18 protein-coding genes are annotated in these 25,596 nt (G+C 61.7%); 6 read left to right on the top strand and 12 right to left on the bottom strand.

Annotation, left to right across the window (positions count from 1 at the left end; all coding sequences use genetic code 11):
• Window positions 1-69: 69 nt before the first annotated feature.
• The 7 genes from ACT6QH_RS09450 to ACT6QH_RS09420 form a co-directional block, all read right to left on the bottom strand.
• Complete coding sequence (locus ACT6QH_RS09450) at window positions 70-3,204, bottom strand: efflux RND transporter permease subunit (RefSeq protein WP_444974566.1); 3,135 nt, start codon at window positions 3,202-3,204, stop codon at window positions 70-72.
• Window positions 3,205-3,207: 3 nt separating this feature from the next.
• Window positions 3,208-4,389 carry an efflux RND transporter periplasmic adaptor subunit gene (locus ACT6QH_RS09445; protein ID WP_444974565.1) on the bottom strand — a complete coding sequence of 394 codons (1,182 nt, stop codon included), beginning with the start codon at window positions 4,387-4,389 and terminating at the stop codon, window positions 3,208-3,210.
• A gap of 264 nt (window positions 4,390-4,653) precedes the next feature.
• Window positions 4,654-5,823 (bottom strand): aminotransferase, encoded by a 1,170-nt coding sequence (locus ACT6QH_RS09440; protein WP_444974564.1) that lies wholly within the window; start codon window positions 5,821-5,823, stop codon window positions 4,654-4,656.
• A 115-nt stretch (window positions 5,824-5,938) separates the two neighbouring features.
• Entirely contained in the window at window positions 5,939-6,217 is a 279-nt protein-coding gene (locus ACT6QH_RS09435; protein ID WP_444974563.1) for a hypothetical protein, read from the bottom strand.
• 40 nt (window positions 6,218-6,257) lie between these two features.
• Window positions 6,258-10,544: a translocation/assembly module TamB domain-containing protein gene (locus ACT6QH_RS09430; protein ID WP_444974562.1), complete on the bottom strand. Its 4,287-nt coding sequence runs from the start codon at window positions 10,542-10,544 to the stop codon at window positions 6,258-6,260.
• Entirely contained in the window at window positions 10,544-12,517 is a 1,974-nt protein-coding gene (locus ACT6QH_RS09425; protein ID WP_444974561.1) for an autotransporter assembly complex protein TamA, read from the bottom strand. The genes ACT6QH_RS09430 and ACT6QH_RS09425 overlap by 1 nt, the downstream gene beginning before the upstream one ends.
• Before the next feature lie 354 nt (window positions 12,518-12,871).
• The gene (locus ACT6QH_RS09420) at window positions 12,872-14,398 is read right to left on the bottom strand and encodes an FAD-dependent oxidoreductase (RefSeq protein ID WP_444974560.1); all 1,527 of its coding nucleotides are present in this window, start codon (window positions 14,396-14,398) and stop codon (window positions 12,872-12,874) included.
• A gap of 261 nt (window positions 14,399-14,659) precedes the next feature.
• Here ACT6QH_RS09420 and ACT6QH_RS09415 point away from each other — a divergent pair, with 261 nt between their 5' ends.
• The 3 genes from ACT6QH_RS09415 to ACT6QH_RS09405 all read left to right on the top strand — a co-directional run bounded on the left by ACT6QH_RS09415 (window position 14,660) and on the right by ACT6QH_RS09405 (window position 17,796).
• Complete coding sequence (locus ACT6QH_RS09415) at window positions 14,660-15,181, top strand: SixA phosphatase family protein (protein ID WP_444974559.1); 522 nt, start codon at window positions 14,660-14,662, stop codon at window positions 15,179-15,181.
• Between the two features lie 74 nt (window positions 15,182-15,255).
• A complete protein-coding gene (locus tag ACT6QH_RS09410) occupies window positions 15,256-16,716 on the top strand; it encodes a YcjX family GTP-binding protein (RefSeq protein ID WP_444974558.1) in 1,461 nt (486 codons plus the stop codon).
• Window positions 16,717-16,755: 39 nt separating this feature from the next.
• Window positions 16,756-17,796: a YcjF family protein gene (locus tag ACT6QH_RS09405; RefSeq protein ID WP_444974557.1), complete on the top strand. Its 1,041-nt coding sequence runs from the start codon at window positions 16,756-16,758 to the stop codon at window positions 17,794-17,796.
• Between the two features lie 74 nt (window positions 17,797-17,870).
• Here ACT6QH_RS09405 and ACT6QH_RS09400 read toward each other — a convergent pair whose 3' ends face one another.
• From ACT6QH_RS09400 to ACT6QH_RS09385, 4 genes are all read right to left on the bottom strand, one after another.
• The gene (locus ACT6QH_RS09400) at window positions 17,871-18,638 is read right to left on the bottom strand and encodes a GDSL-type esterase/lipase family protein (RefSeq protein ID WP_444974556.1); all 768 of its coding nucleotides are present in this window, start codon (window positions 18,636-18,638) and stop codon (window positions 17,871-17,873) included.
• Window positions 18,639-18,791: 153 nt separating this feature from the next.
• A complete protein-coding gene (locus ACT6QH_RS09395) occupies window positions 18,792-19,394 on the bottom strand; it encodes a hypothetical protein (protein WP_444974555.1) in 603 nt (200 codons plus the stop codon).
• 44 nt (window positions 19,395-19,438) lie between these two features.
• Entirely contained in the window at window positions 19,439-20,611 is a 1,173-nt protein-coding gene (locus ACT6QH_RS09390; protein ID WP_444974554.1) for a vWA domain-containing protein, read from the bottom strand.
• A 75-nt stretch (window positions 20,612-20,686) separates the two neighbouring features.
• Window positions 20,687-21,430 (bottom strand): metallophosphoesterase family protein, encoded by a 744-nt coding sequence (locus ACT6QH_RS09385; RefSeq protein WP_444974553.1) that lies wholly within the window; start codon window positions 21,428-21,430, stop codon window positions 20,687-20,689.
• A 294-nt stretch (window positions 21,431-21,724) separates the two neighbouring features.
• Between ACT6QH_RS09385 and cbiB the strand changes: the two genes are divergently transcribed.
• Window positions 21,725-22,699: an adenosylcobinamide-phosphate synthase CbiB gene (cbiB, locus tag ACT6QH_RS09380; RefSeq protein ID WP_444974552.1), complete on the top strand. Its 975-nt coding sequence runs from the start codon at window positions 21,725-21,727 to the stop codon at window positions 22,697-22,699.
• Window positions 22,700-22,702: 3 nt separating this feature from the next.
• Here the strand turns inward: cbiB and cobU are convergent, their stop codons facing one another.
• Window positions 22,703-23,221 carry a bifunctional adenosylcobinamide kinase/adenosylcobinamide-phosphate guanylyltransferase gene (gene cobU, locus ACT6QH_RS09375; RefSeq protein ID WP_444974551.1) on the bottom strand — a complete coding sequence of 173 codons (519 nt, stop codon included), beginning with the start codon at window positions 23,219-23,221 and terminating at the stop codon, window positions 22,703-22,705.
• Between the two features lie 138 nt (window positions 23,222-23,359).
• Here cobU and ACT6QH_RS09370 point away from each other — a divergent pair, with 138 nt between their 5' ends.
• Complete coding sequence (locus ACT6QH_RS09370; RefSeq protein ID WP_444974550.1) at window positions 23,360-23,689, top strand: hypothetical protein; 330 nt, start codon at window positions 23,360-23,362, stop codon at window positions 23,687-23,689.
• A 108-nt stretch (window positions 23,690-23,797) separates the two neighbouring features.
• Complete coding sequence (argE, locus tag ACT6QH_RS09365) at window positions 23,798-24,958, top strand: acetylornithine deacetylase (protein WP_444974549.1); 1,161 nt, start codon at window positions 23,798-23,800, stop codon at window positions 24,956-24,958.
• The last annotated feature ends 638 nt before the right edge of the window (window positions 24,959-25,596 follow it).

Below are 25,596 nucleotides of genomic sequence, written 5' to 3'. Positions count from 1 at the left end.
GAATTTCAAAGCCCGGAAGCTCTTTCTGCTTCCGGGCTTTTTCGTGTTCGCCCGCTCACCCCGGACATCTCAGGCTGGCGGCGGGGTAACGTCCATCCCTTCCACCCCTGTCCGCGCGCTCCCCTTTTCGCCCGCAAGCGCGCCACTCAGGGCCCTGTCAAAGCGGTCGAGATAGAGGTAGATCACCGGCGTGATGTAGAGGGTGAGCAGCTGCGAAACCATCAATCCTCCCACCACGGCCACACCCAGCGGCTGCCGCAGCTCCGAACCCGCCCCGGCTCCGATCGCAATCGGCAGTACACCGAAAATGGCCGCGAAGGTCGTCATCATGATAGGGCGAAAACGCATCAGCGCCGCAGTGCGAATGGCTGTTTGCGCATCTTCGCCATGGCGTCTGCGATCCAGCGCCACGTCAATCATCATGATGGCGTTCTTCTTCACAATCCCCACCAGCATGACAATGCCGATAATGGCGATCACCGTCAGTTCCATATCCATGGCCATCAAGGTCAGCAGGGCGCCAATACCCGCTGAAGGCAGGCCAGACAGAATGGTGATGGGGTGCACGAAGCTCTCATAGAGAATGCCCAGCACGATATAAATCACCACCACGGCCGCCAGGATCAGCAGCGGCTGGCTGGACAGCGATTGCTGGAACGCCTGCGCCGTACCCTGGAATGATGTGATGATGTTGGCCGGCAGGCTCGCCGCCTGTTCAACCTTCTGTATCTCCTGCACCGCCTGCCCCAGCGAGGTGCCGGGCGCCAGATTGAAGGAGATGGTGACCGCCGGTTGCTGCTGCTGGTGTGCCACCGTCAGCGGGCCCACCGTGGGGCGGATATTGGCCACGGTTTCCAGCGGCACCACCTTGCCGGAGGCCGTGCGCAGATAGACCCGACTAAGATCCGACATATCCTTCTGGAACTGCGATTTCGCCTCCAGAATGATGGCGTGCTGGTTGGTGGAGGTGAACAAAGTCGCCACCTGCCGCGTGCCGAACTGGCTGTAAAGTGCATCGCGCAGCATCTGTTCGGTAATGCCCAGCGCGGCAGCCTTGTCCTTGTCCAGATCAATCGTGAGCTGCGGGTTGGTGATCTCCATATCGGAGGTCACATCCCGCAAGCCCGGCAGCTTGGAGAGCCGCTCTTCCATCAGGGCGGCATAATCATACAGCGCAGCGGTATCCGTGCTCTGCATGGTGTACTGATACTGGCTTTTCGACGAAACGCCGCCCAGACGGATATTCTGCACCGGCTGAAAAAACACCCGCACGCCCGGCACCTGAGACACGCTCTTGCGCAGATCCTGCACAATATCATTGGCGGATTTGTTGCGCTGCGAGAAAGGCTTCAGCGCAATGAAAAGCCGGCCCGTATTATTGGTGCGCCCGGCATAGGAGCTGCCGGCAGTGGAGACGAAATAATCCACATCGGAATGTGCCCGCACCACATCGGCCACCAGCTTCTGACGCACGGCCAGCGCCTCGAAGGAGGTATCGGTGGCGTTCTGCACCGTGCCGGTAATGAAGCCGGTATCTTCCTGCGGAAAGAAGCCCTTGGGAATGATGATATAGAGCCACACCGAGAGCCCGATGGTGCACAGCGTCACCAACAGCATCAGCGGGCGATGGCGCAACACCACATCCAGACTGGCCCGATAGGCGCCCAACCATCCATCGAACATACGCTCGGTGATGCGCATGAAGGCGTTGGGCTTCTTCTCCGGCTGGCGCGGCTTCAGCACCCGCGCGCACAGCATGGGAGTGAGCGACAACGAGACGAAGCCGGACACCAGAATGGCAATGGAGATGGTGACAGCAAATTCGCGAAAGACCCGGCCCACAACCCCTTCCATGAACAGCACGGGGATGAACACGGCCACCAGCGAAAGCGTCATCGACACAATGGTGAAGCTGATCTCCCGCGCACCGATAATGGCGGCGCGAAAGGGCTTTTCCCCATTCTCAATGTGGCGATGAATGTTCTCCAGCACCACGATGGCATCATCCACCACAAAGCCCACACACAAGGTGAGCGCCAGAAGAGTCATGTTGTTGATGGAATAATCAAACAACCACATGGCCCCAAAGGTGGCGATGATAGACAGCGGCAGCGCCAGAGAGGGAATGACAGTGGCGCGCACATTCCGCAGAAACAGGAAAATAACGAGCACCACCAGCACAATGGCCTCGAACAGCGTCTTCTGCACATCCGCCACGGCCTCACGGATGGAGGTGGAGCGGTCATTCAGAACATCCACATCAACCGAGGCCGGAAGCTGCGCGCGGAAGGAAGGCAGGCGCGCACGCACCTCATCCACCACGGCCACCGTATTGGCCTCCGGCTGGCGGATGACAGCGACGATAACGGCCCGCTGGTCAACAAACCAACTGGCCACCCGCTCATTTTCCACCCCGTCCGTCACCTCGGCGATTTCATCCAGCCGAACCGGCGCACCATTGCGCCAGGCCACCACAATGCGGCGAAATTCATCCGCGCTGGCCTGTGTGGTGCCCATATCAATGGTGAAGGCCTGCTTGGGCCCGGAAAGAATACCTATGGGCGTGTTGGAGGCAGCCGCAGACACGGCCTTCTGAATATCCTCGGCCGAAATGGAGCGGGTGGCGGCCGCAGCCGGGTCCACACGAATGCGCACGGCATATTTCTGGCTGCCATAAATCTGCACCTGCGCCACGCCGGGCAATTGCGAAATCTGCTGGCCAATCACCGTATCGGCATATTCATTCACGGTGGAGAGAGGCAATGTGTCAGAAGACACCGCCAGAAACAGTACCGGCGCATCTGCCGGGTTCACCTTGCGGAAGCTAGGTGGTGTCGTCATCTCTTCCGGCAAACGACGCTGCGCCACCGAAAGGGCGGACTGCACATCCAGCGCGGCATCATCAATATCGCGATCAAGATCAAACTCCACCGTGATGGAAGTGCTGCCCTGCGAACTGGACGAGGTGAGCGAGGTGATGCCGGAAATGGTTGCCAGTTGCCGCTCGATGGGGGTCGCGACGGCGGTCGCCATGGTTTCCGGGCTTGCGCCGGGCAGGCTCGCCGTCACGGTGATTGTGGGCAAATCCACCCGCGGCATGGCCGCCACCGGCAGCTGACGATAGGCGAACAGCCCCATCACGATCAGCGCCAGCATGATGAGCGTGGTCATCACCGGGCGGCGAATGCACAGTTCCGCAAACATGCCTCAGCCCCCCAGCGCGGATTGGGCCGGCATGGGCACGGCCATGCCTTTCACATTCACCGCACTGCCATTGCGCAGGGCCAGCTGGCCATCCGTCACCACCGTTTCTCCGCCCTTCAGGCCGCTGGAGATCACGCTTTCACCATCTACCGTGCGGGCCACTTTCACCGGGCGCATCTGCGCCGCGCCATCTTCCACCACAAAGATGAAAGCGCCATCCTGCCCCACACGCACGGCCTCGCTGGGCACAGCCACGACATCCGGGTCAATCCTCAAGGTCAGCGTCACCGCGCCCAGCGTGCCCGGCCACAGGCGTTCATCGGCATTTTCGAAGATCGCGCGAACAGGCACGGTGCCGGTTTGCGTATCAACCATATTGTCAATCACCGCGACCCGCCCCCCCTCTATGCGCTCTCCGGTGCCTTGTAAGGTCATGGCCACGCTGGCGGTTTGACGATCAGCACGCAATTCGCCCAGATACCGCTCCGGCAGGCCGAAAGTGACATAGATGGGGCTTAACTGGCGCACCGTGGCCAAGGTTTCATCCACCCGGATGACAGCCCCCATGCGCACGCTGGAAACCCCCATGCGTCCGCTCACAGGGGCTGAAATATCATAATAGCTACGCTCCACCTTCAGAGCATCCAGCTTGGCCTCACCTTCCGCTACGACAGCCTTTTGCACATCCAGCGCGGTCTGCGAATCCTCAAGCTGCACCTGGGAGATGGCGTTGCGCGTCACAAGCCCGCTATAGCGGGCCACATCGCGCCGTGTCTTTTCAAGCTGCGCCCTGTCACGCGCCAGAGTGGCCTCGGCCTGACGGATCTGCGCATCAATCACGCGCGGATCGAGTGTGAAGAGCAAATCGCCGGCCTTCACCTGTGCGCCATCTTCAAACGCGACGCGCGCCACCGTGCCAGCCACGCGCGCACGGATGGGAACCGTAACCATGGGCTCCACCGTGCCCAGCGCTTCCACCCGCACCGGCATGCCTTTGCGCACCGCCGTGGTAGCCAGCACCGCCACGGTGCGCGGACTCTGCTGCCTACTTGCCGTAGCGGCAGGGTTGGCGGTGCCCGTCGGGTTCCATGGCTTGTGCTGCCACAACCAGCCTGCCCCACCCAGAATGGCAAGGCCAAGAACCACAATCGCAATACGGCCGGCTGGCGACGAGCGCTCTGGCATTACTCCCCCGGATCATTCGTTCCACCGGCTGGGCAGATGGCCCGCCGGAACATGCACATACGCTTTCCGAAAAGAGCAGGCGCACCCGCCTGCCATATTCGGAAAAACCCATTCAACGCAGAATGTCGCGACCGCACGACAAGGCGCGGCGATTTCACGAAGCATGATGCAACGCGAAAAAGCCGCTTCGGTCCAATTAATGTTTGGTCAGGTTCAGGGCTACGCCCACGAAACCTCATCGCCCGCCCGGCCCGTCACCTCCAGCTACGCACTTGCCACAGCGGCCATGCGTTGCAAGGCAAGGTCCAGCGTCGCATCGCGCTTGGCAAAGCACAGGCGCACCACATGGCGCACGGCATGTTGTGCATAAAAGGCAGAAACCGGAATGGCCGCCACACCATGCTGTTTCACCAGATGCTCACAAAAGGCCACATCATCCGGTTCCGCCATCAGCGACGAGATGTCGATATTGAGGAAATAGGTGCCGGCGGAGGGCAGCACATTGAAACCAAGAGCCGTGAGCCCACCGAAGAGCCTGTCCCGCGCGCGCTGATATTGCGCCCGCATATGGGTGAACCACGCATCCTCCTTGCCCAGCCCATAGGCCACGGCACTTTGCAGACAAGGCGGCGTGGTGAAGGTGAGGAACTGGTGCGCGCGGGAGAGCACCCGCATCAACGCCGGGGCGGCGCACATCATGCCCACCTTCCACCCTGTCATGCCGAAGATCTTGCCGGCGGAGCTGATTTTCACCGTACGCTCCCTCATGCCTTCCAGCCCCATCAGTGACTGGAAGCGCAAGCCATCGAACACGATATGCTCCCACACCTCATCGCACACGGCATAGGCGTTGAAGCGCAGGCAGAAATCAGCCACGCACTGCAACTCTTCCGGGCCATGCAACACGCCGGTGGGGTTTTGCGGATTGTTCAGAAGCACCAGCTTGGTGCGGGGTGAAAACACCTCGGCCAGCTTTTCGGGAGTAATGCGCCAGTGGGGCGGCTCCAGCCGCACAAAGCGCGGCACCCCACCCGCCCGGCGCACCAGCGGCAGATAAGCATCGTACAGAGGCTGGAAGAGAACCACCTCATCGCCCGGCTCAATCAGCGCCAGAAGCGCGACTGCCAATGCCTCCGTTGCGCCGGAGGTGACCATCACTTCCGTATCCGGGTTCAGCTCCAGCCCCTGCCAGTGCTGCATATGGGTGGCTGCGGCCTGCCTCAGTTCCGGCATGCCCAGCATGGAAGGGTACTGGTTCCACCCCTCCATCACCGCCTCAGCCGCCTTGCGGCGCACATCCTCCGGCCCCGGATCATCCGGGAAACCCTGCCCCAGATTCACCGCCTCATGGATGCGTGCCAATTGTGACATGCTCTCGAAAACAGTGGTGGGCAGCGCACTATAAACGCTGTTGAGCGGGCGAAGCGAAGACATGATGCACCACAGAAATGCCGGGCCAGGGCTGAAAAATGAAAGGCCCGCCGAAAACTTTCCGGCGGGAAACCCATGCAGAGGCTGCAACACGCAGCCTGAAAGCCGGGTGGACAGCTCAGGCGACGCCCTGTTCCGGCCCGGCCAGAGGCTTCAGCGCATCCAGAAGCGTCTCTTCCGTCACCTGCGCCATGGGCATCAGCACCTTGGCTGCCTCGGTACGGCGGCCGGGGCGCATCACCAGCACCACCGTTTCCGCTCCCCCACAGGCCGGATCACCGCAGGAAATTTCGGAGATGGAGACTGTAGCCTCCTCCTCCAGATCCAGCGCACGACGCACCATTTCGGCCAGCACGCGCGCGGCATCGCGATTGCCGCTTTCCCCACGCCGCGGCATGAACAGTCTCATGATGCGCCTTTCTGCCCTTCGGCCCGCGTCAGTAATCCCACTGCGCGCCGATGCCGACGGTTGTGTTTCCATCCGCCCCGGTTGCGCCCTGCAAGCGGATGTTGCGCGTCACGTCCACATCGACAGTCACCTTGCTGGAGGCCGGCGTGGTACCCTGGCGCACACCCATATAGACGCGGTCATTGATGCGCTTGCCAATGCCCACCTGGCCGCCCTTGCCGGTGGAATCCGTGCCCAGCTCCAGATTGTCCAGCCCCAGAGAACGGCGCATCTGATCCACCACGCCATTGCCGCCACTGGAGAACTGAGCCATGGCCTGCGCCAGTTGCAGGGCCTGTGTGGCGCTGAGCGAGCTGGCGGAACGGCCGAACAACAGGCGTGATACCACCTCATCCTGAGGCAGGGTCGGCGTGGAACCGAAGGTAATCTCCGGCTTGGAGGCCGGCCCATTCACCATGATGCGCGCGGTGATATCGTTGGCCGTGGTTTCAGCCACGAAATCCAGTTCAGGATCGGTCGAGCCCGTAAAGGTGATCTTGCCGCGGGTGAAGTTGAGACGCCGCCCGACAACATCAAACTGGCCGCGACGCATTTCAAAGCCGCCATCCGTCACCGGCGCACGGCTGGTGCCTGTCACCTTGATGCGGCCGCCCAGTTCCGCCTCCATGCCCATACCCCGCACGAAGATATTGTTGGGCGCATCCACGATCACATCCAGATCAATGCCCCTGGCTTCCCGCCCGCGATCATTGGAAGGGGCAGTAGGCGCAAGGCGGGCGGCATTCTTGCCGCGCCTGTCATGCACATCACGCACTTCCATGGCCTGCACACCACCGGGAATGCGCTCGGCGATGTTGACGTCCATATCCTTGATCTGGAGGCGACCAACCAAGCGGGGGCCGTTGGTGAACTGGCCTTCCACGGCAACCGTGCCCTGGGTGACGAGGCGGATCAGCTCGCTGTTGATGAGGCCGGCATTGTGCATGGCCACTTCCACACGACCGGGGAAATTGCCGGCCGGGTCCAGCGCCACATGGCCCTTGGCGGCAATGCTGCCGCCATTGGGGGTGCGGGCCGACAGCGAGGAGACCGTCACGGTGCGTTCAGTGCCGGTGATGACGCCTTCAATCTGGTTCAGCGTAATACCCATCTCGGATGACAGGAAACGCCCATTGCTGAGGCGGATGGTGCCACCTGCCCGCGGGGCTTGCGGCGTGCCACGGAAGGTCGCATCAATCCGCGCTGTACCGGAAAGCTGACTGCCAGTCGTGGCAAGCGACGGATTGGCGATGGCCAGATCCACCATGCCCTTGATCGCCAGATCCATCTCGCCCGCCCCCATCAGCACGGAGCCGGCGATAGTAAGATCCGACACGCGCCGACTGCTGATGACAGTGCGCGTATTCACCCGCCCTCTGCCCAGCGTGCCTTCACTGCGAATATTGAAGGGGCCAGCACCCGCACTGGCGATATCCGCCGTGCTCAACCCGTTCACCCGAATATTATAGGTGCCATCCGGCGTGGCGGCAGCGCCCTTCAGCACGGCGTCACCGCTTACGGTTCCGGCAAGGCCGAGGCCCGGCGCAGCCAGTTCTGCCACGGCCAAAGGCAGGTTGCGCACATCCACCTTCAGATCCAGCGCACTACCAGCTTTGCCGGAAACCGCCACGCTGCCGCCACCGCTGGCCAGAGCAAGACGATCAATCTGCACCTCGCCGCCATTGATGGTGATATTCGCCGGGGCAGAGGTGGAGATAGCCGTGCGCCCACGCGCCGCCCGCAACCGCTCCAGCCGCACCTGGGATGTGCTGCCGGAATGATTGAGCTGGGCCGCACCCGTTACATTCATACCATCCACCAGCGCATCAAGCTGAAGCGCCGTACCCCTGCCCTGCCCCCGCGCCACCAGCCTGGCGTGCGGAATGTTGACGCCGGCATTGATATTGGCGAGCTCCACATTGCCATTCAGCATGGGCTGGCCGGTCGGGTCTGTCACGGTAGCGTCAATGCGGGCAGAGCCGATGCTCTGGCCTGCGGCGCGCACACCATCAGCATTCGCCTTTACGGCCACGCTCTGCACGCCATTGACCGTGCCAAGGTTGATATCGGCATTCAGCCTGCCTGCCAGTTCCGTCAGCGCCAGAGCGGAAAGATCGGCCAGATTACCAGCCACGACCGCCAGCTTGCCGGCGAACAGGCCATCCTCCCCAAGGGCCACATTGCCTTTTGCGGAGACAGAGCCAATCGCCAGATCCAGCCCATCCAGCCGCGCCGCGCCATTCGCCCCCATCGCGAAAGCGCCACCGCCCTGCGCCGGATTGTTCGCGATGCGCCCATCCAGCTTGAAATCGCCCGAAGGCAGGCCGGTCAGATCACGCGCACCAAGATTCAGAGACAGACCTTCCACCTTCTGGCCCATGGCGGTGCCTTCCGGCACGCTCACGCGCGCGCTGACACCCAGATCATCCAACCCACCGGAGAAAATGGCCCCGGCATTGAGTTGACCGGACAGGCGCGGGTCCACCCGCTTGAGATCATCCAGAACCAGTTTCGTCTTCAGGTCGGCAACGGAAGTGGCCATGTTGCCATCCGCCGTCAGCTCCAGCCCCTCAGCCTCAAGCGCCAGTTTTTCAACCGCGAAATCTTCCGCGCCGGTGCGCTTGATGGCTCCGCCAAGGCGGCTTGTCTTGCCGAAGATATTATCCACGGCGGCAATGCCGGTCTTCACAGCATCCGTACTGCCATCCAGCTTGAGGGTGAGTTTTTCATAGGCGTCAGAGCCTTGCACCTGTGCCTTCAGCCGGGCCGTGCCGGAAAGCGGCTGGCCGACCAGCGGTGCAAAAGCAGCAAGATCCAGCCGCTCCAGATCCAGAACGCCATCGGCTTCCTCGGCACTGGCCGTGCCGGTGAAGCGGGCATCCAACGCCGCCAGGCGAGCTACAAACCCTGTCAGCGCAGCATCTCCCCCTTCCGGCACCACGGCCGTGAGGCTGAAGGTGGCGCTATCGCCCAGTGCGCTCCTGACATTGCGGTCCGCCGCCGTGAGGCCCTGCGCATTTCCATCCACCATCACCTGAAGCGCGGCATTTCCGGCATCCGGCGTGGTTTTGGCGTCCACTGTCAGCGTGCCCACGCCATAACCCATGCCGGAAAGGCTCTCGGCCTCAAGGCGCGAGGATGAGGAGGGCTGCGCCAGCTTGCCAGTCAGTGCGCCATCCAGCTTCACGCTTTTCCATGTCACACCCGGAGCCAGCCCCGCGAAACGCGCAGCATCACCCAGAACGGCGCTATAGGCGAGATCGGAGCCCGTGCCCTCAAGATCCACCATGCCCTTCGCCGCAGCCCCGAAACCGGCCGCACGCAGGGAGAAACTTTCCACATTCAGCAGGCCATTTTCCTGTGCCAGAACGGCGCCGGAAAGCTCGGTTCGTCCTTCAAGAAGGGGCGCAATATTAGGCGGCAGCAGCCGTGCCACATCCGCATCCAGCCCCAGATTGATGCGGTGGCCCTGCGCCACGGCACGCACGCCGGCAGCGCCACTCATCTGCGCCACATCACCGGCGGAAAGATTGAGATGGCCGTCCCACGCATCAATGGGACCATTACCGGTGATGCTGGCCTTCAACTCCGGCAGACCTTCCATGCCGGCCAAACGCGCCACAAGGCCACCGGGGGGCTCATTGGCCTGAATATTCACATCCAGAATACGGGTCTGCGGCACATAGGAGACCTTGCCGGCGATATCGCCCGGCGCATCCTTGCGCTGCAAATCAAAATTGGCGGCAAGCCCCGGCCCCGAGGCCATCAGGTCTGCCGAAGCATCCAGTGAGAGGCGCGCCGGCAGGCCGGCCACGGGCTCACCGATTTCAATATCGGCAATGGCCAGACGTCCCAGCCGCACCGGCAGCATGAAGTTGCCCCCACCGCTGCTTTCGGTCGTCTCTTCAGAAGGCGGCAGCTCCGGCAGGCGCTCCAGCGCCACGCGATCAGCCGTGATGGTCTCCACATTCAGCACACCACCCAGCAATGACAGCGGGCTCCAGGCCAGATGCAGATTATCCACCTGCGCCACAGGGCCTTTCGGATCATCCACCGCGATGCGGGCAATGGTCATGTTCCACGGCACACCGCCGCTGATCTCGGCAATCTCGATCCTGAGGCCGGAAACGGAGGCGAGCGACGACGCCACCCGCGCCAGCATGGATTTGCCCGGCCCGGTCTGCACCACCACAAGCAGCAGAACCACCAGCGCCACGAGGCCCGCGAGAGTGAAGCCCACCCATTTGAGAAGGCGAAGAAGAATGCGCGCCATCATCAGAAGGACTGCCCCAGGCTGACATAAAGACCATAGGTCCCGTCACCGGGACTCGGATTAAGCGGGAACGCCAGATCGAACCGCAGGGGGCCAATGGCCGTGTAATAACGCAGCCCCAGACCCGCCGAATATTTCAGGCCGTCAAAATCAGGAAATTCCGAAGAAAAGGCCGAACCCATATCAAAGAAGGGCACCACGCCGATCGTATCGGTAATCTTGATCCGCGCCTCGGCGGACGCCTCGAAATAGCTCAGGCCGCCGATAATTTCACCCCGTGCATTGCGCGGGCTGGCGGACTGATAATCATAGCCACGCAGCGAGCCGCCCCCACCCACATAGAAGCGCCGGTTGGCCGGCACATCGTTCAGGGAAGTCCCCATCATGGAGCCGGCAGAAACCCGCCCGGCCAGAATATATCGCTTGTCCCGATCCTGCGCGTAATAGGTCGAGAAGGTGCCCTTCGCCATGACAGGGCCAGCGCCACTGTCACCCAGATAGGCAAAGGGCTCCACTGTCGCATCCACGCGCATGCCGCGGGAAGGGTCCAGCGTATTGTCGGTATTGTCGAAATGGGCGTTCACCGGAATGCCGAGAATGAAATAGTCATTCTTGCCATTGGCGTCTTCAACCGAACTGTCCTCGAAATCCAGCCCCACCTGCATGGTGAACTGATCCGAGAAGCGGCGTCGCACATCCAGTGTAGCGGTGACACCCTCCTGCACATAGGCATTCGTTACTTCGCGCAACACGGCGGCTGCGGCGATCAGATCATCCCGCGAGGTGAAAATGCCCGGCTTGGTGAAGGTGGCCTTCACCTTGTAGCCGAACGGATCTGCATTCGGGACAGATTCAGGCTTCTGGCCAAACCAGGAGACGCCCGCATCCAGACGAAAAGTCTCCCCGCCCCCAAACAGGTTGCGATGGCCCCAGAAGGTATTGAGAGAAGAGCCGTCCGTATTGGAATATTCTGCGTTGAAGCCCACATAGCGTGGCTTGCGCGGGGTCACCTCAATGGTGATGGGCAGGCCGCCATTTGCATCCAGCCTGTCACCTTCAATGATCCGCACGCCGCCAATGGCTTCAATTTTGGTGAGCCTTGTGCGCAGGGATGTGAGCCGAGACGGCGAGAAAGGTTCTCCCGGCTGTATCTCGATCCTGTCCTCGATGAAACCGGGCGAAAGGAAATCTGCCCCCTTCACCGTAAAATGGCCAAAGGTGGCCCGAGGGCCCGTATCCACAAAGAAGGTGACATTCAGCCTTCGGGTGGCATGATCCGCGACGACATCCTTTTGCGCCACGCGGGCAAAGGGATAGCCCAGATTGCGCCAGTGACCAGCCAGCCGACCTTCTGCCGACACCACGGAACTGGCCAGCGCCGGCTCATCGGTTTCCAGGCGCAGCGTGTGTTGATCCGGCGCATCTGGCAACGGGCGGTTATTGGCCCCGCTCACGATGCGCACCGTGCCGAAGGTAAAGAGCGGGCCCGGATTGACGACAATCTTCACCGGCACCGGCCCGCGCGCCCGCGCAGCCTGCACAATATCAAAGATATTGGGTGAATCCGGCCTGTTGCCGGAAATGGTCATGTTGATGGTGCCGCCATAATACCCTTCCGAATAAAGGGCGGCGACAATTCTATCCCGGTCGGAAACGGCGCGGCGCACAAGGCCCGCAGCACCTGCCGGCGGGTTGGATTTGAGCTGCTTCAGGTTGGAAGCATCCTCAATGGCGCGCGTCAGGCTGCGGTCACCATCCACCACTTCAATCTCAACCGTATAGGGTACGGCATCCGGCGATTGGGTCGCCTTATCCGCCTCGGCATTGGGATTGAAGAAGTTGGTGATGGAATCAAAGAATCCCCCCTCCTCCGCCTGCACTGGAAGGGCCGGCAGGGTCGCAAAAGCAACAGTCGCGACTGCCGCCATAATGGGCTTCAGACAGGAATGTTGCAGGGATTTTGCAGCGTTCGCCATATCAACTCGGGTATCCGGAAAACATCAGACGGATGAAGAATCCGCGCGTCACATCGCACCCATGAGGCGTCGATGCTGGGGCTGACGCTATGTGACGTCCGTAAATTTCACCTTATGCCGTACCGCTATCCTCCTGATCTGCGAAACGCGCACTCACTATGGTTAACATAGTGGCATTGATTTGCGCCCTTGGCGAGATGAAGGGGGCAAGAAACGCAGCCTGAACAATGGCTTTCACCAAGCCTTCGTGCTTCAGGGCGCAGACCGCTTCCGAAGCGTGCATGGCAGCCTCACGACAAGCGAGAGAAAACACCATCGAAACACATTAGTTCATATATATCAATACATTAGACTTCAAGCCTGAGGCGTCCGGCCGGAGGCATCGGGCTCTTCTGCGGGCACCTCTCCGGCAGCGCCCGCAGGCGGCTGTTGCGGCTTTTCCGCCGGTGCAGCAAGCGCTGGGGGTGGCGCGGCTGCAACAGTTTTATCCCCGCCAGCAGGCAGGATTCTGGAAAGCCTTGCGTAACCATAAGATGCAACCCTCTCCAGCCAACCCACCGGGCGTTGAACTGAAGCCGCGACGCCAAAGCTCTGCAACAGACGGATTCGGTCGTCCCGGTTTGCAATCGCTCCGACAATCAGGTCGGCCGCCAGCACGCCATGGGCCGGCTCATCCTCGCTCTGCGTCGCGCAGTACCACACGCCCTTTTCGCCCTCATAAACCAGAGGCATCCGCTCACGCGGGCGGGCGCGTTTCAGGCTGCGCACAGCATCGGTGGGCAAACCGGAAATCCGGGGGGAAACCGCACGCGCATGGCGACGCAAAACCCGCGCCGCACGACTGGCGCTGAAAGCAGAAAAAGCCGTTTCAGTGGCCACATTCAACGTCTGGTCATCATGGTAGAAACGCAGGCCCGTAGAGCCGAACTCATCGACAAGGCCATGATATCCGCCCCCATCCTCCGACAAGCGGAACCGCCCGCACACCCAGGGCGTTACCACCAATCCGGGCACCAGAGCGGGCGCGACATCAAACAACTCCGCCCCACCGCTGAACACCACATAATAGGCGCGCACCCGTAGCGGGCCCACATTGATGTATTTGCGCACTCCATTGAGATCCGCGCTCAAGCCGGTAGAACCATCCACCAGCTTCACCTCGGATTGCAGCGCCGCTTCTTCCAGAATGGTGCGCAGCGCCGCCACATTCACCCGATAGGCATGTGCCACGCCTAAAGCTGCTGAAAAGGTTTGCGAACCCAGCAGCGCCTGTGTCTGGTCAACATCCAGCATCATGCCGGAATGCGGCAACAACGCCTCACGCTCTTCATGCTCTGCGGCAAGAGCGGCTGCGGCATGGGGCCGCGCCGCCAGCAAACGCCCCCGAGGCCCGCTGGGCAACCCGGATTCCGTGACATAACGCAGGCCCCGTTCCGCCGCTGTCAGCGAAAGAGCAAGCAACTCCTGTGCATCCTCGCGCCCCAGCCGGGCCACCAGATCCGCCGTTGGCAGGCTGAAACCGGGCGATAAGCTGGCCTCGAACCCCAGAACGCCAGACCGGACAGGTAGCTCGGCAGCCGGCTCTTCAGCGGTCCGCGACGCCGCACTCCGGCTCACCCTGTTGTCCGCATGGGGAGAAACCAGAGCCACATCATAACCATGGCTGGCCAGATCACAGGCGATCAGTAACCCCGACAGATCATCTCCCACCACGCAGATGTCGCAATCCAGCATACGCCCGACGGATGACGAGGAGGAATCATCCCGCGCATCCATCCCCTCGGAAGGCATCGACCCACCCGCCGGGGCCCGCCCCATTGCGTCATCCCGCCCGCCAGAAACAGCGCCCTCCCGGCCGGCACCATCGTGGCTGACGCTCATGGCATTCCGATTCAGGGAAGGGTAGGGAAATGAGAAACTGTTCATGTCAAAGCCTTGCCGAAGCCCAGCATTCCTGACCGGCAGCGGCCCGGTTAAGAGCACTGCCGCCTTCATGTATCTATGCCCCTTGTCGCCCATTTCTGTGGCAAGGGGCAAATCCGGCTCACAATCCACAGGCCCGTAGACGGAGAACAGGTTGCACTCGCCCATGGGCGTAGGCCATAAGAAGCGCACCTGAAACGCGTCAGGAAGAGCTCTCATATGCGTCGCCTTCTTCTGCTGCGTCATGCCAAGTCCGAATGGCCCAATGGCATTGCCGACCCGGAACGGCCCCTTGCTCCGCGCGGCCGCGCCGCCGCCCCGCGTATGGGTGTCTATCTGGCCCGCGAAAAGCTGTTGGCCGACAAGGTTCTCATCTCGCCTGCCCGTCGCACGCGTGAAACCTGGGATCTGGTCTCTCCCCTGCTGGACCCCGTCCCGCTCACAGCGTCCGAACCTCGCATCTATGAGGCGCCCGTCGCCCGTTTGCTCTCCGTGCTGCGTGAGCAGGCCAGCGATGTGCAGACCCTGATGCTGGTAGGGCACAATCCCGGCCTTGAAGAGCTGAGCCTTACCCTGTGCGCAACCGGAGCGGCTGATACGCTGGAGCGGCTGAGCACGAAATTTCCCACTGGCGCTCTTGCGGTTATCGACCTGCCGGTTGATGACTGGCAGTCTGTTGCGCCATCTATCGGCCGGCTGGACCGCTTCATCACCCCGCGCGAACTGCCCGAAACGCCCTGAGGCGCACGCGGCTGAAAGGGCGGGGCACAGGCACGGGATGGAACAGCCGGCAGAACGCTTTCCGGAGGCATCCCATGGCCGGCTTCGCCGACGCGCTGGATGATGCGCGCATTGCGCTGATGACATTGGCAGACCGGGCTACCGGCCTGACCAACCCGACCTTGCGGCTGGGGGTTACGGGCCTGTCCCGCGCGGGCAAAACCATTTTCACCACCGCGCTGGTTCATGCCCTCACGCAATCTTCCCGCCTGCCGGTGTTCGAGGCGGCTCAGGCAGGCCGCATCGCCCATGCCCGCCTGGAACCCCAGCCGGATGATGCTGTGCCGCGCTTTGCCTACGAAGCGCATATGGAGACGCTGGAGAAGGCGCGCGCCTGGCCCGAATCCACCACAAGGGTGAGCGAGCTGCGCATTGCCCTGCGCTATGCCACACCGCGTGGTGCACTGCGCAACCTTACGCTGGATCTGGTGGACTATCCCGGCGAATGGCTGCTGGATCTGCCCTTGCTCGATATGAGCTATGCCGAATTTTCGCGACAGAGCCTTGCTCTGGCTCGGGCTCCGGCGCGGGCGGCTGTCGCCGGCCCCTATCTGGCAGCGGTGGCTGCCAACAAGGCCGAAACCGTCGCGGATGAAGGCCGCGCACGGGAAGTCGCCAGCCAGTTTACAGCCTATCTCGCCGCCTGCCGCACCGAAACGCTGGCCATGAGCCTGCTGCCACCCGGCCGCTTTCTCATGCCCGGAGATCTGGAAGGCTCCCCCGCCCTCACCTTCGCCCCGCTGGACCTGCCCGCCGATGGCGCCACCCGCCCCGGTTCACTGGGCGCGATGATGGAGCGCCGGTTTGAGGCCTATAAAAGCGCGGTGGTGCGCCCCTTCTTCCGCAATCATTTCGCCCGGCTGGATCGTCAGATCGTGCTGGTGGACATTCTCTCGGCCCTGAATGCCGGCCCGGCGGCGCTGGCGGATCTGGAACGCGCGCTGGATGGTATTCTGGCCGCCTTCCGCACCGGGCAGAACACTCTTATCAGCACGCTGTTTCGTCCGCGGGTGGAAAAGGTGCTGTTTGCCGCCACCAAGGCTGACCATCTGCACCGCTCCAGCCATGATCGGCTGGAGGCCATTCTTGCGAAGCTGGTCGAGCGTGCCCGCCTGCGCGCGCGTGAAAGTGGGGCGGCGCTGGATGTGGTGGCTCTGGCCGCCATTCGCGCCACCCGCGAGGCCCGCGTACGACGCAACGGACATGATATGGACGCCATTGTCGGCACCCCGGAAAAAGGCCAGATGGCCGGCGGTCATGTATTTGATGGCGAAGAGGAAGTCGCAGTCTTTCCGGGTGATCTGCCACAGGACCCCGACAGCCTGTTCGATCCGGCAGGCACCGGCTTTCGCGGGCTGGCCTCGGATGACCCGGATGCAGCAGACTTCCGCTTCCTGCGCTTCCGCCCCCCGGCAGGCATTGGCGAAAGCCGGCCCATTCCCCATATCCGGCTGGACCGCACCTTGCAGTTTCTTATCGGCGACAGGCTGGTGTGACGCGACGCACATTCCGATGGCCCCTGGAGTAGCCCACCCATGACAGACGACCCCGCCAGCACGCACAACCCGCACGGCCGCGCCCCACGCCGCCCGCAGGTGTTCCGGCTGGATGAGGAGGACATCACCATGGCACCCCCGGAGCCGGAACCTGATTTTTCCGCACCGGACACCCCGCCCCTGACAGAAGCGAAGAAGGGGAGCATTCCTTGGGGAGCTATTTTCTGGTCCGCCCTCGGAGGCGTGGTCAGCCTCGCCTTTTATGTAGGGCTCAGCCGGCTTATCAGCGATCTGTTCGCACAGAATGAATGGCTGGGTTATGTTGGCGCCGCGATTTCCCTGGTGCTGGTTCTGGCCGCGCTGGGCGTTGTGGTGCGAGAGGTCACGGGCCTGTCCCGCCTCGCCCATCTCGATCATATCCGCGATATGGCCGCCGCAGCGCTGGCCGGAGATGACCGCCCAAAGGCCGAGAAAGTCACCCGCGACATGCTCCGCCTCACAGCAGAGCGGCCCAATCTGGCCCGTGCAAGGGTGGATCTGGAAGCTCATCTCGGCAGCATCATTGATGGGGCGGATCTGGTTCGGCTGACAGAACGCAGCCTGCTGCCAAATCTGGATTCACAAGCCCGGCAGATGGTTTCTGACGCAGCCAAGAATGTGTCTGTCGTCACGGCCATTTCACCGCGTGCACTGCTGGATCTGGCCTTCGTGCTTTACACCGCAGTCAGCCTCATGCGGCGGCTGGCCCAGCTCTATGGTGGCCGGCCCGGCGCGCTCGGCATGTTGCGGCTGTTCCGCCATGTGCTGGGGCATCTGGCCATTACCGGCGGTATGGCGGCGGGAGATACGCTGGTTCAACAGCTTGTGGGGCAAGGGCTCGCCGCACGCCTTTCCGCCAAGCTGGGCGAAGGCGTGGTGAATGGCATGCTCACCGCCCGGCTGGGGCTGGCCGCGATTGCGGTGACACGCCCCCTGCCCTTCGAGGCCCTGCCGGCTCCACGCCTCGCCGATGTTGCCAGCGGCCTTCTGCGCAAGGCCGAAGAAGAAGAGCGAGAAAAGAAACAAACGAACGAAAAATGATGAACCGCATGCAAAATGCGGACAGGCCGGGCCACGGCCCAGCCTGTCATCATTTTCCCGACTGAAACGCGCTCTTATCCATTGACGGGCGGCAGGCCACCAGCTGGCTTTTGCTCCCCGGCCCCTTCCTGCACCTTGTTCTGGCAGGACAATTCCTCAATCTGCGCGCACAGAATATCCGCCAGTTCCCGATACCCCTCTGCATTCAGATGCAAACCATCATGAGAGAAGCGGGCGGAAAGCCCGTTCGGGTCGGCAAGACGGGAATTCAGCTCGACAAACTGCGCCCCGTGCTTTTTGGCCAATGCGCGCATCTGCACATTCAGCGCGGCCACTTCACGCCGGTCGCAGATTTCCACCGCGCAATCAATCACCTCCAGAACCACAAGCCGTCCGGCTTCCTCAGAGAGACGGGCAATAGCCTGATTGGCCATGCGCACAGTCTTCTCCAGAGGGTGCTTGAGCAAAATATCGTTCGCGCCCATTTCAAGGATGACCAGCTCAGGATTACGAATACCCAATGTATCCACCCGCTCCATCAACCCTTCCAGCGTATCGCTTCCAATACCCCGGTTGGCGACAGAAGCATTGGGGAAAATATCCTGCCATTGTGCCAGCTGAACGCGACTATCTCCCACAAAAACAATATCCGCCTGTGTTGGAAATGCGCGATGAAGATCCGCCATACTGTCAATATACGTGTTCACATATTTCGGCTCTTTAATCTCTTCGTCTTTGTGAGCAAACAGGGAATGCGGCCAGATGCCAGTGGTGCACACCACAACAGCAACAAGGAAGACCACGATCGCCACCACAACAGCGGCGATGGAAAATGAGCGCATGTGAAATATCCTGATACCAAGAATTCCGCTCACCCCACCATAAGGCCAGATAGCGCCGGCCTATCGCAAAGCAAGAACAAAAGAGGCGCGGTGAACAGGCCGAACGCTCACCCCGCCTCACATCGGAAAAACAATAGAAACACTAGCCTGCATCTATGCCGGTAACAGGTAAGGTGGCAGATTTTGTGGCACATATTGCGCAGGCTGATTGCGCCATAGCGCCTCAGCCATCGGCCAGGCCAGAACCAGCCCGAACAACGCCACAAGCCCGCTGAACAGCCATGCGCCATCCTGCGCTTCCATGGCCACCACCGCCAGCAAGGCGAGGCAGGTTACACCCCCCAGAAACGCCATGATATTCCAGCGCCAGCGACCATAACCGCCAATATAGGCCACCTGCCGTGCAGCGCTTCCCGCCATCGCCTCATGAAAGGCCCGCACAAAGGCGGCATAATCGGCGGACTGGTTCTCCACCCGTGAAAGCGACACGCGCGATGCCGATGAAAGCGTGAGCCGGGTGCCGTCGCGCCCCTCTATCTGCATGTCGTAGCTGGAGGCCGCAAATTTGGCATGTTGAAAAAACAGGCGCACCCGCTGTACATCCGCAAGCGCCAGCACGCCCGTGCGCGGCCCCACGCTCCAGTGCAACGCCTGCCCATGCAGTTCCAGTTGCACGCCACCACCCCCCAGCCGCGGCAGATAGGCATAGCGCGCAACAGGTGGCACAACAGGGGTGCTGGAAGACGGATCACCCATGAAGATACTCTACCTTGCTGAATATATGGAGCGGACGGTCCGGTTCAGAGCAGTTCCCGCATGGCCGCGTCTATCCCCTCAAGGGTCAGTGAAAACATGCGCTCTTCCATGATGTGGGACATCAGCTGGATGGATTGCGTATAGCGCCACTGGTTCTGCGGCACAGGGTTGAGCCATACGGCATGGGGATAGGTGGAGAGCAACCGCTCCATCCACACCTTGCCCGGCTCCTCGTTATAATGCTCCACCGAGCCATACTGAGAAACGATCTCATAAGGCCCCATGGAAGCATCGCCCACGAAGATCAGCTTGTAGTCGCTGCCATAGGTGTGCAGCACATCCTGCAACGCAATCCGCTCACTGCTGCGCCGGGCGTTGGAGCGCCACACGCTTTCATACACGCAGTTGTGGAAGTAGAAATGCTCCAGATACTTGAATTCCGCCCGCGCGGCGGAGAACAGCTCCTCGCACTGGGCGATATGCCAGTCCATGGAGCCGCCGACATCGAGAAACAGCAGCACCTTCACGGCATTGCGACGCTCCGGGCGCATCTTTACATCTATGAAACCGGACCGTGCGCTTTCACGAATGGTGTTTTCAAGATCCAGCTCATCGGCCGCCCCCACACGGGCGAATTTGCGCAGGCGGCGCAGCGCCACCTTGATGTTGCGGGTGCCCAGCTCAAGCTGATCGTCCAGATCGCGGAATTCGCGCTTGTCCCACACCTTCACGGCGCGGAAATTACGGTTGCCATCCTGCCCGATACGGATGCCCTCGGGGTTGTAGCCATAGGCCCCGAAGGGTGAGGTGCCGCCGGTGCCGATCCACTTGTTGCCGCCCTGATGACGCCCCTTCTGCTCCTTCAGCCTCTCGGCGATGGTCTCCAGCAGCTTGTCGAGGCCACCCAGAGCCTGGATCTCCCGCTTTTCCTCCTCGGTGAGGAATTTCTCGGCCAGCTTGCGCAGCCATTCTTCAGGAATGGACGGCGTGCCTTCTTCCACAACGCTTTCCAGCCCCTTGAAGCAAGTGCCAAACACGCGGTCGAACTTGTCGAGATGGCGCTCGTCCTTCACCAGCGTGGCACGGGAGAGATAGTAGAAGGTTTCCACCTGCCGGTTGGCGAGATCACGATCCATCGCCTCCATGAGGGTGAGATATTCGCGCACGGAAACCGGAATACCCGCCGCCTTCAACGCCTCAAAGAACCCGATGAACATGCACCCGCTCCGCTATCACTCCGGGCGAATGAAGCATGAATGCGCCAACGCGCCAAGCATTGCCCTCAACGCCCCTCAAGTCGAGAGCATAAAGCGCTCCGCCCCTTCCAGCACAACGCAGCTCAACCGGCCGCTGTCATAGGCGCGGGTATCGATATCCATACGGTTGGGCCGCACCTCCACCTCCGGCACCGGCTGGTGGCCATGCACCACAAAATGCCCGTGCGGCAGGGGGCTATCCAGAAACAGGCGGCGAATCCACAGCATGTCTTCCCGCTTCTGCTGCGCCAGCGGCACGCCGGGGCGCAGGCCCGCATGGACGAAGAGATAATCTCCCCGCACGTCATAAAGGCCCAGATTGCGCAGAAAGGTGAGATGAGTGGCCGGCAGGGCCGCGCGCCATTGCTCCCACAAGGTGGGGTCATCGCTGGCCGGCACCGTATCCAGATAAGACAGCACCGCCTCATAGCCGCCCACGCGCAGCCAATATTCAAAGGAGGTCTTGTCCTCCAGCCCCTGAAGCAGCATCTCTTCATGGTTGCCGGAAAGGCAAATGGCCCCATGGCTGCTCTGGCGGGCGATCAGCGCCTCCAGCACACCGGCCGAATCCGCCCCGCGATCCACATAATCACCCAGATAGATTTCCACATGCTGCCGGTCCGGGTGGGCGTCCCTGTCCGCGTCGATCTGCTGTTGCAGGGCGCGCAGCAGATCCAGCCGGCCATGAATGTCGCCAATGGCGTAAACGCGCACATTTTCCGGCACGCGGGGCGCTGTGTGCCCTTCGGCTTCAAGAACGGGTAATGGCTGTGCACTCATCCGCTTTCCCGCAGGCGTCTCCGCCTGCTCCTCATTCACTCTGGCATGCTGCCGCACCGCAGCATTTCAACTGTGGCGCATATTGGCCCCACCGCAAAATGCGAAAATACAGATGCACCATCGTCCAGATCGCATGGCCATGATTTTACGGCCCATGGCTGGCAAACCTAATGCCCTTGCATGACGATTTCGCGGTGCAATACCCATGCAACCAGCAAAATACGATATGAGAGAGCCGATTATCCGGTCGCGGCCTGCGGCTCATCCCAATGAGGCAAGAAAAGAGGCAAGAGAATGGGCTTTGGCGTCACGGCCATCGCGCTGCTGGTGGAAGCCGCCTTTGGCTATCCCGATGCTGTGTTCCGGCGCATTGGCCACCCGGTCACATGGATTGGTGCGCTGATTTCCCGACTGGATCGGCTGTGGAACCTTCAGGAACTGCCCGAAACCACACGCCGCTTTCGCGGTGTAGTCTGCCTGCTGGTTCTGGTGGCGGTGGCGGCCCTGCCGGCCCTGCTGCTGGAATCAGTTCTGGCTACGGTGCCCTTCGGCATGGTGCTTGCGGGCATTGGCGCCAGCAGCCTTATTGCCCAGCGCTCATTGCACTGGCATGTAGCGCAGGTCGCCACGGCGCTGGAAAACCGCGATCTGGAAGCCGCCCGCACAGCGGTGAGCCAGATTGTGGGGCGGGACCCCCGACAACTGGATGAAGCCGGCATTGCCCGCGCCTCCATCGAGACTCTTGCTGAAAACTTCTCCGATGGCGTGGTCGCTCCCACCTTCTGGATGTGCATGCTGGGCCTGCCGGGGGCGGCCGCCTACAAGGCCATCAATACGGCTGACAGCATGATCGGCCATCTCAATGCCCGCTACGGCGCTTTTGGTTGGGCAGCGGCACGCACGGATGATCTGGTGAACCTGCCGGCATCACGCCTTGCCGGGCTGCTGATCGTGGCGGCGGCGGCTCTGGGCGGGGGTGGTTCGGCCTATCTCGCCTGGCTGGCCATTGGCCGGGATGCGCACGCCCATCGCTCTCCCAATGCCGGCTGGCCGGAGGCGGCCATGGCCGGCGCGCTTCATCTTCAGCTCAATGGCCCGAAGATCTATGATGGGGTTCCCACCGAAGACGCCTTTATGGGAAATGGCCGCCGCGAGGCGACAGCTGCGGACATCCGTGCGGCCCTGCGGCTCTATCGCCGGGCCGATCTGCTGATGCTGGCTCTGGTTCTGCTGGTGGCCGGGTTGGGCTGGCTGCTGTTTGCAGGCTGAAGCCTACCCCTTCACCCGCATGGGAAGGCCGGCCACCACGAAATCCACCTGCGCAGCCCGCGCGGCCAGGCGCTGGTTGAGCCGCCCCGCGGCATCACGAAACCGTCGCGCCAGCGCATTTTCAGGTACAATACCCAGCCCTACCTCATTGGCCACACAGATGGTGAGCCCCTCTCGCGCGGCCAGCGCCAGTTCCAGTTCCGCGCTTTCAGCCTCCAGGTCATGATTGGCCAGCAGGTGATTGGTGAGCCATAATGTAAGGCAATCCACCAGAACCGGCTGCCGGGGAGGCAGAGTTTTCAGCTTGTCGGCCAGCAGCAGCGGAGCATCATGCGTCTGCCAGCCCTCCCCCCGGCTGGCGCGGTGATGTGCGATGCGCGCGTGCATTTCCTCATCCAGCGCTTCAGCCGTGGCGATATAGGCCCAAGGGCCGGGCTGCGCCTGCACCAGCCCTTCCGCATGGCGGCTTTTACCAGAGCGCGCACCACCCAGAACAAGTACCAGCCCGGCTGCATCCACCATATTCAACACCTTTTCCGGTTACCGCCACTTTGTTGCCTTAGGCATATAACACCCTGAAAGGGCTACATATATTGCCTTCCTTAAAATGCTCGTTAAAAGAGCAGAGGGGTAATATCCAGCCTTTTTCAAGGACACCAAATGAAAACACAGCATATCCTTGCCGCGGCGTTCGTCACTGCCGGCCTGTTTGCAACCCCTGCTCTGGCTCTCGATCGCAAGGTCGATATTGTCAACAAGACCGGCTACACGATGACGGCCTTCTACGCCTCCAATGTGAATGAGGAGAGCTGGGAAGAAGACATGCTGGGCGGCGATGTTCTGCGGAATGGAGAAACCCTCGAAGCCGATATTGACGACGGCACCGGCCATTGCGTCTATGACTTCAAGGCCCGGTTTGCTGATGGCGATACAGTCGTCCAGCGCAAGATCAATGTGTGCGAAGTCGGCCAGTTCACCTTCACGCCCTGAGGCTGAAGGCTGTTCCTGTGCCTGAGGCACATGCCATAATGGCTGGCCGGCGGGTGTAGCTTTCACTTCCGGCCAGCGCCTGCCCCCTCCTCTCGCCGGAGAACCTCCATGGCGGATGCCCTCACGCTGGACTGGCTTTCCCGACTTGTCGGTTTCGATACGACAAGCCGCAATTCCAACCTCGCGCTGATCGCGGCGGTGGAAGAGTTTCTGAACACCCGGAACATTCCCTGTGAGCGGGTGGAGAATGAGGCTGAAGGCAAGGCCTCGCTGATCGCCACCATCGGCCCGCGCGAGCCCGCCGGAATTGTGCTTTCCGGCCACACCGATGTGGTGCCCGTGGATGGGCAGGACTGGACCTCCCCGCCATTCACCCTCACCGCGCGTGAGGGCCGGCTTTATGGGCGCGGCAGTTGCGATATGAAGGGCTTTCTGGCCGTCTGCCTTGGCATGGTGCCTCACATGCAGGCCGCAGCGCTGAAAAAGCCCATCCATCTTGCCTTCTCCTATGATGAAGAAGTGGGCTGTCTGGGCGTACGCCCCCTTCTGCGGCACATGGTGGCGGCGGGCTACCGTGCGGAAGGCTGCATTGTGGGCGAGCCGAGCATGATGCAGGTGGTTGTGGGCCACAAGGCCAAGCGCTCCATGCAAACCGTGGTGCACGGGCGTGGCGGCCATTCCTCCCGTGCGCCGGAGCTGGTGAATGCGGTGGAATATGCCGCGCTTTTGGCCACGCGCATCATCGCCGTGGGCCAGCGCATGGCGCGTGAAGGTGCCCGCGATGCGTTATATGACATTCCCCACACCACCACCCATGTGGGCACGCTGCATGGCGGAACGGCGCTGAATATCGTGCCCGAGCGTGCCGTAATGGACTGGGAAGTGCGCGCCTTGCCGGAAGACGACATTGAGGCGCTGATGCAAGAGATCATCTCTCATGCCCGCGAGGAGCTGGAACCGGCCATGAAGGCCCGCGCCCCTGAGGCCGGGTTCCATTTCGAGGAAAAGGCAGCCTTTCCCGGTCTTTCTACCGCGCCGGACGCTCCCATCACCACGCTGGCGAAGCGCTGGGCCGGCCGCAACGATCATGCCCGTGTGGCCTATGGCACCGAGGCCGGGCTGTTTGTCGAAATGGCGCAAATCCCGACCATCGTCTGTGGCCCCGGCTCTATCGCCCAGGCCCATCAGGCTGATGAATATGTGGATGAAAGCCAGCTCACAGCCTGCGAGGATTTTGTGAAGCAGGTGATTGCCTATTGCGCGAGCTAAAGTGGCCTCGGGCTGGGTGAGGCCTCAGCGCAAGGGCGGAAAGCCCTGTTGCATACAGGTGCCAACCTGCTCCAGAAGGGCATGGCCAGCCGGGCGGCAACTCGCGCCATCCATGGGAGGTGTGTATTTGCGGGCGGCCCACGCGTCGGCAAAATATTCCAGAGCCCCGGCCCCAGAAAAAGCGGGGGCTGAAGTCCCCGCCGAAGTCCCCGCCCATGACGAAACTGGCATATTCCCGCGCGGCGAAGAGCCCCCTCATTGCCTCACAACGCCCTGTGATGAGGAGGGTTCTTGCCCGGTCATCCACAAGACTACCGCATCACAAATTGCCGAAAACGTCGGAGGCATTTCCATCCGGCCCATCCACCGTTTCCATCGGGAGCCGGCCGGGAGACAGAGACGCTTCCAAAAACAACCGTCCCATAAGCCGGGAGCGTGAAGCCGCCATCGACCACAAGAGCACCATCACAGATCGCAGCCGAGATCTCTTCCGGTGCAAACCCTGAAGGCGTCAGGCGGAAGGGTGCAAGGGTGCTTGCAAGTGAGGGTTTTCAAGCAGCGCCCACCTTTGGCAACAGGGGTAGACCATGCGGGTTCAGAAACACTCTGCCACCTCATCTCGATCTCTACCCACACAA

This window comes from Haloleucobacter albus (assembly GCF_052492075.1).
The sequence above is the reverse complement of the archived record's forward strand: the minus strand, read 5'-3'. Positions and strand labels throughout refer to the sequence as shown.

Coding starts and splice junctions, on each gene's coding strand:
- cbiB (WP_444974552.1), top strand. CDS start 21,725: ATGGGCTTTGGCGTCACGGCCATCGCGCTGCTGGTGGAAGCCGCCTTT.
- ACT6QH_RS09370 (WP_444974550.1), top strand. CDS start 23,360: ATGAAAACACAGCATATCCTTGCCGCGGCGTTCGTCACTGCCGGCCTG.
- ACT6QH_RS09400 (WP_444974556.1), bottom strand. CDS start 18,638: ATGCGCTCATTTTCCATCGCCGCTGTTGTGGTGGCGATCGTGGTCTTC.
- ACT6QH_RS09440 (WP_444974564.1), bottom strand. CDS start 5,823: ATGTCTTCGCTTCGCCCGCTCAACAGCGTTTATAGTGCGCTGCCCACC.
- ACT6QH_RS09435 (WP_444974563.1), bottom strand. CDS start 6,217: ATGCCGCGGCGTGGGGAAAGCGGCAATCGCGATGCCGCGCGCGTGCTG.
- ACT6QH_RS09445 (WP_444974565.1), bottom strand. CDS start 4,389: ATGCCAGAGCGCTCGTCGCCAGCCGGCCGTATTGCGATTGTGGTTCTT.
- ACT6QH_RS09405 (WP_444974557.1), top strand. CDS start 16,756: ATGACAGACGACCCCGCCAGCACGCACAACCCGCACGGCCGCGCCCCA.
- ACT6QH_RS09430 (WP_444974562.1), bottom strand. CDS start 10,544: ATGATGGCGCGCATTCTTCTTCGCCTTCTCAAATGGGTGGGCTTCACT.
- ACT6QH_RS09450 (WP_444974566.1), bottom strand. CDS start 3,204: ATGTTTGCGGAACTGTGCATTCGCCGCCCGGTGATGACCACGCTCATC.
- ACT6QH_RS09410 (WP_444974558.1), top strand. CDS start 15,256: ATGGCCGGCTTCGCCGACGCGCTGGATGATGCGCGCATTGCGCTGATG.
- ACT6QH_RS09395 (WP_444974555.1), bottom strand. CDS start 19,394: ATGGGTGATCCGTCTTCCAGCACCCCTGTTGTGCCACCTGTTGCGCGC.
- ACT6QH_RS09390 (WP_444974554.1), bottom strand. CDS start 20,611: ATGTTCATCGGGTTCTTTGAGGCGTTGAAGGCGGCGGGTATTCCGGTT.
- cobU (WP_444974551.1), bottom strand. CDS start 23,221: ATGGTGGATGCAGCCGGGCTGGTACTTGTTCTGGGTGGTGCGCGCTCT.
- ACT6QH_RS09415 (WP_444974559.1), top strand. CDS start 14,660: ATGCGTCGCCTTCTTCTGCTGCGTCATGCCAAGTCCGAATGGCCCAAT.
- argE (WP_444974549.1), top strand. CDS start 23,798: ATGGCGGATGCCCTCACGCTGGACTGGCTTTCCCGACTTGTCGGTTTC.
- ACT6QH_RS09385 (WP_444974553.1), bottom strand. CDS start 21,430: ATGAGTGCACAGCCATTACCCGTTCTTGAAGCCGAAGGGCACACAGCG.
- ACT6QH_RS09425 (WP_444974561.1), bottom strand. CDS start 12,517: ATGGCGAACGCTGCAAAATCCCTGCAACATTCCTGTCTGAAGCCCATT.
- ACT6QH_RS09420 (WP_444974560.1), bottom strand. CDS start 14,398: ATGAGCGTCAGCCACGATGGTGCCGGCCGGGAGGGCGCTGTTTCTGGC.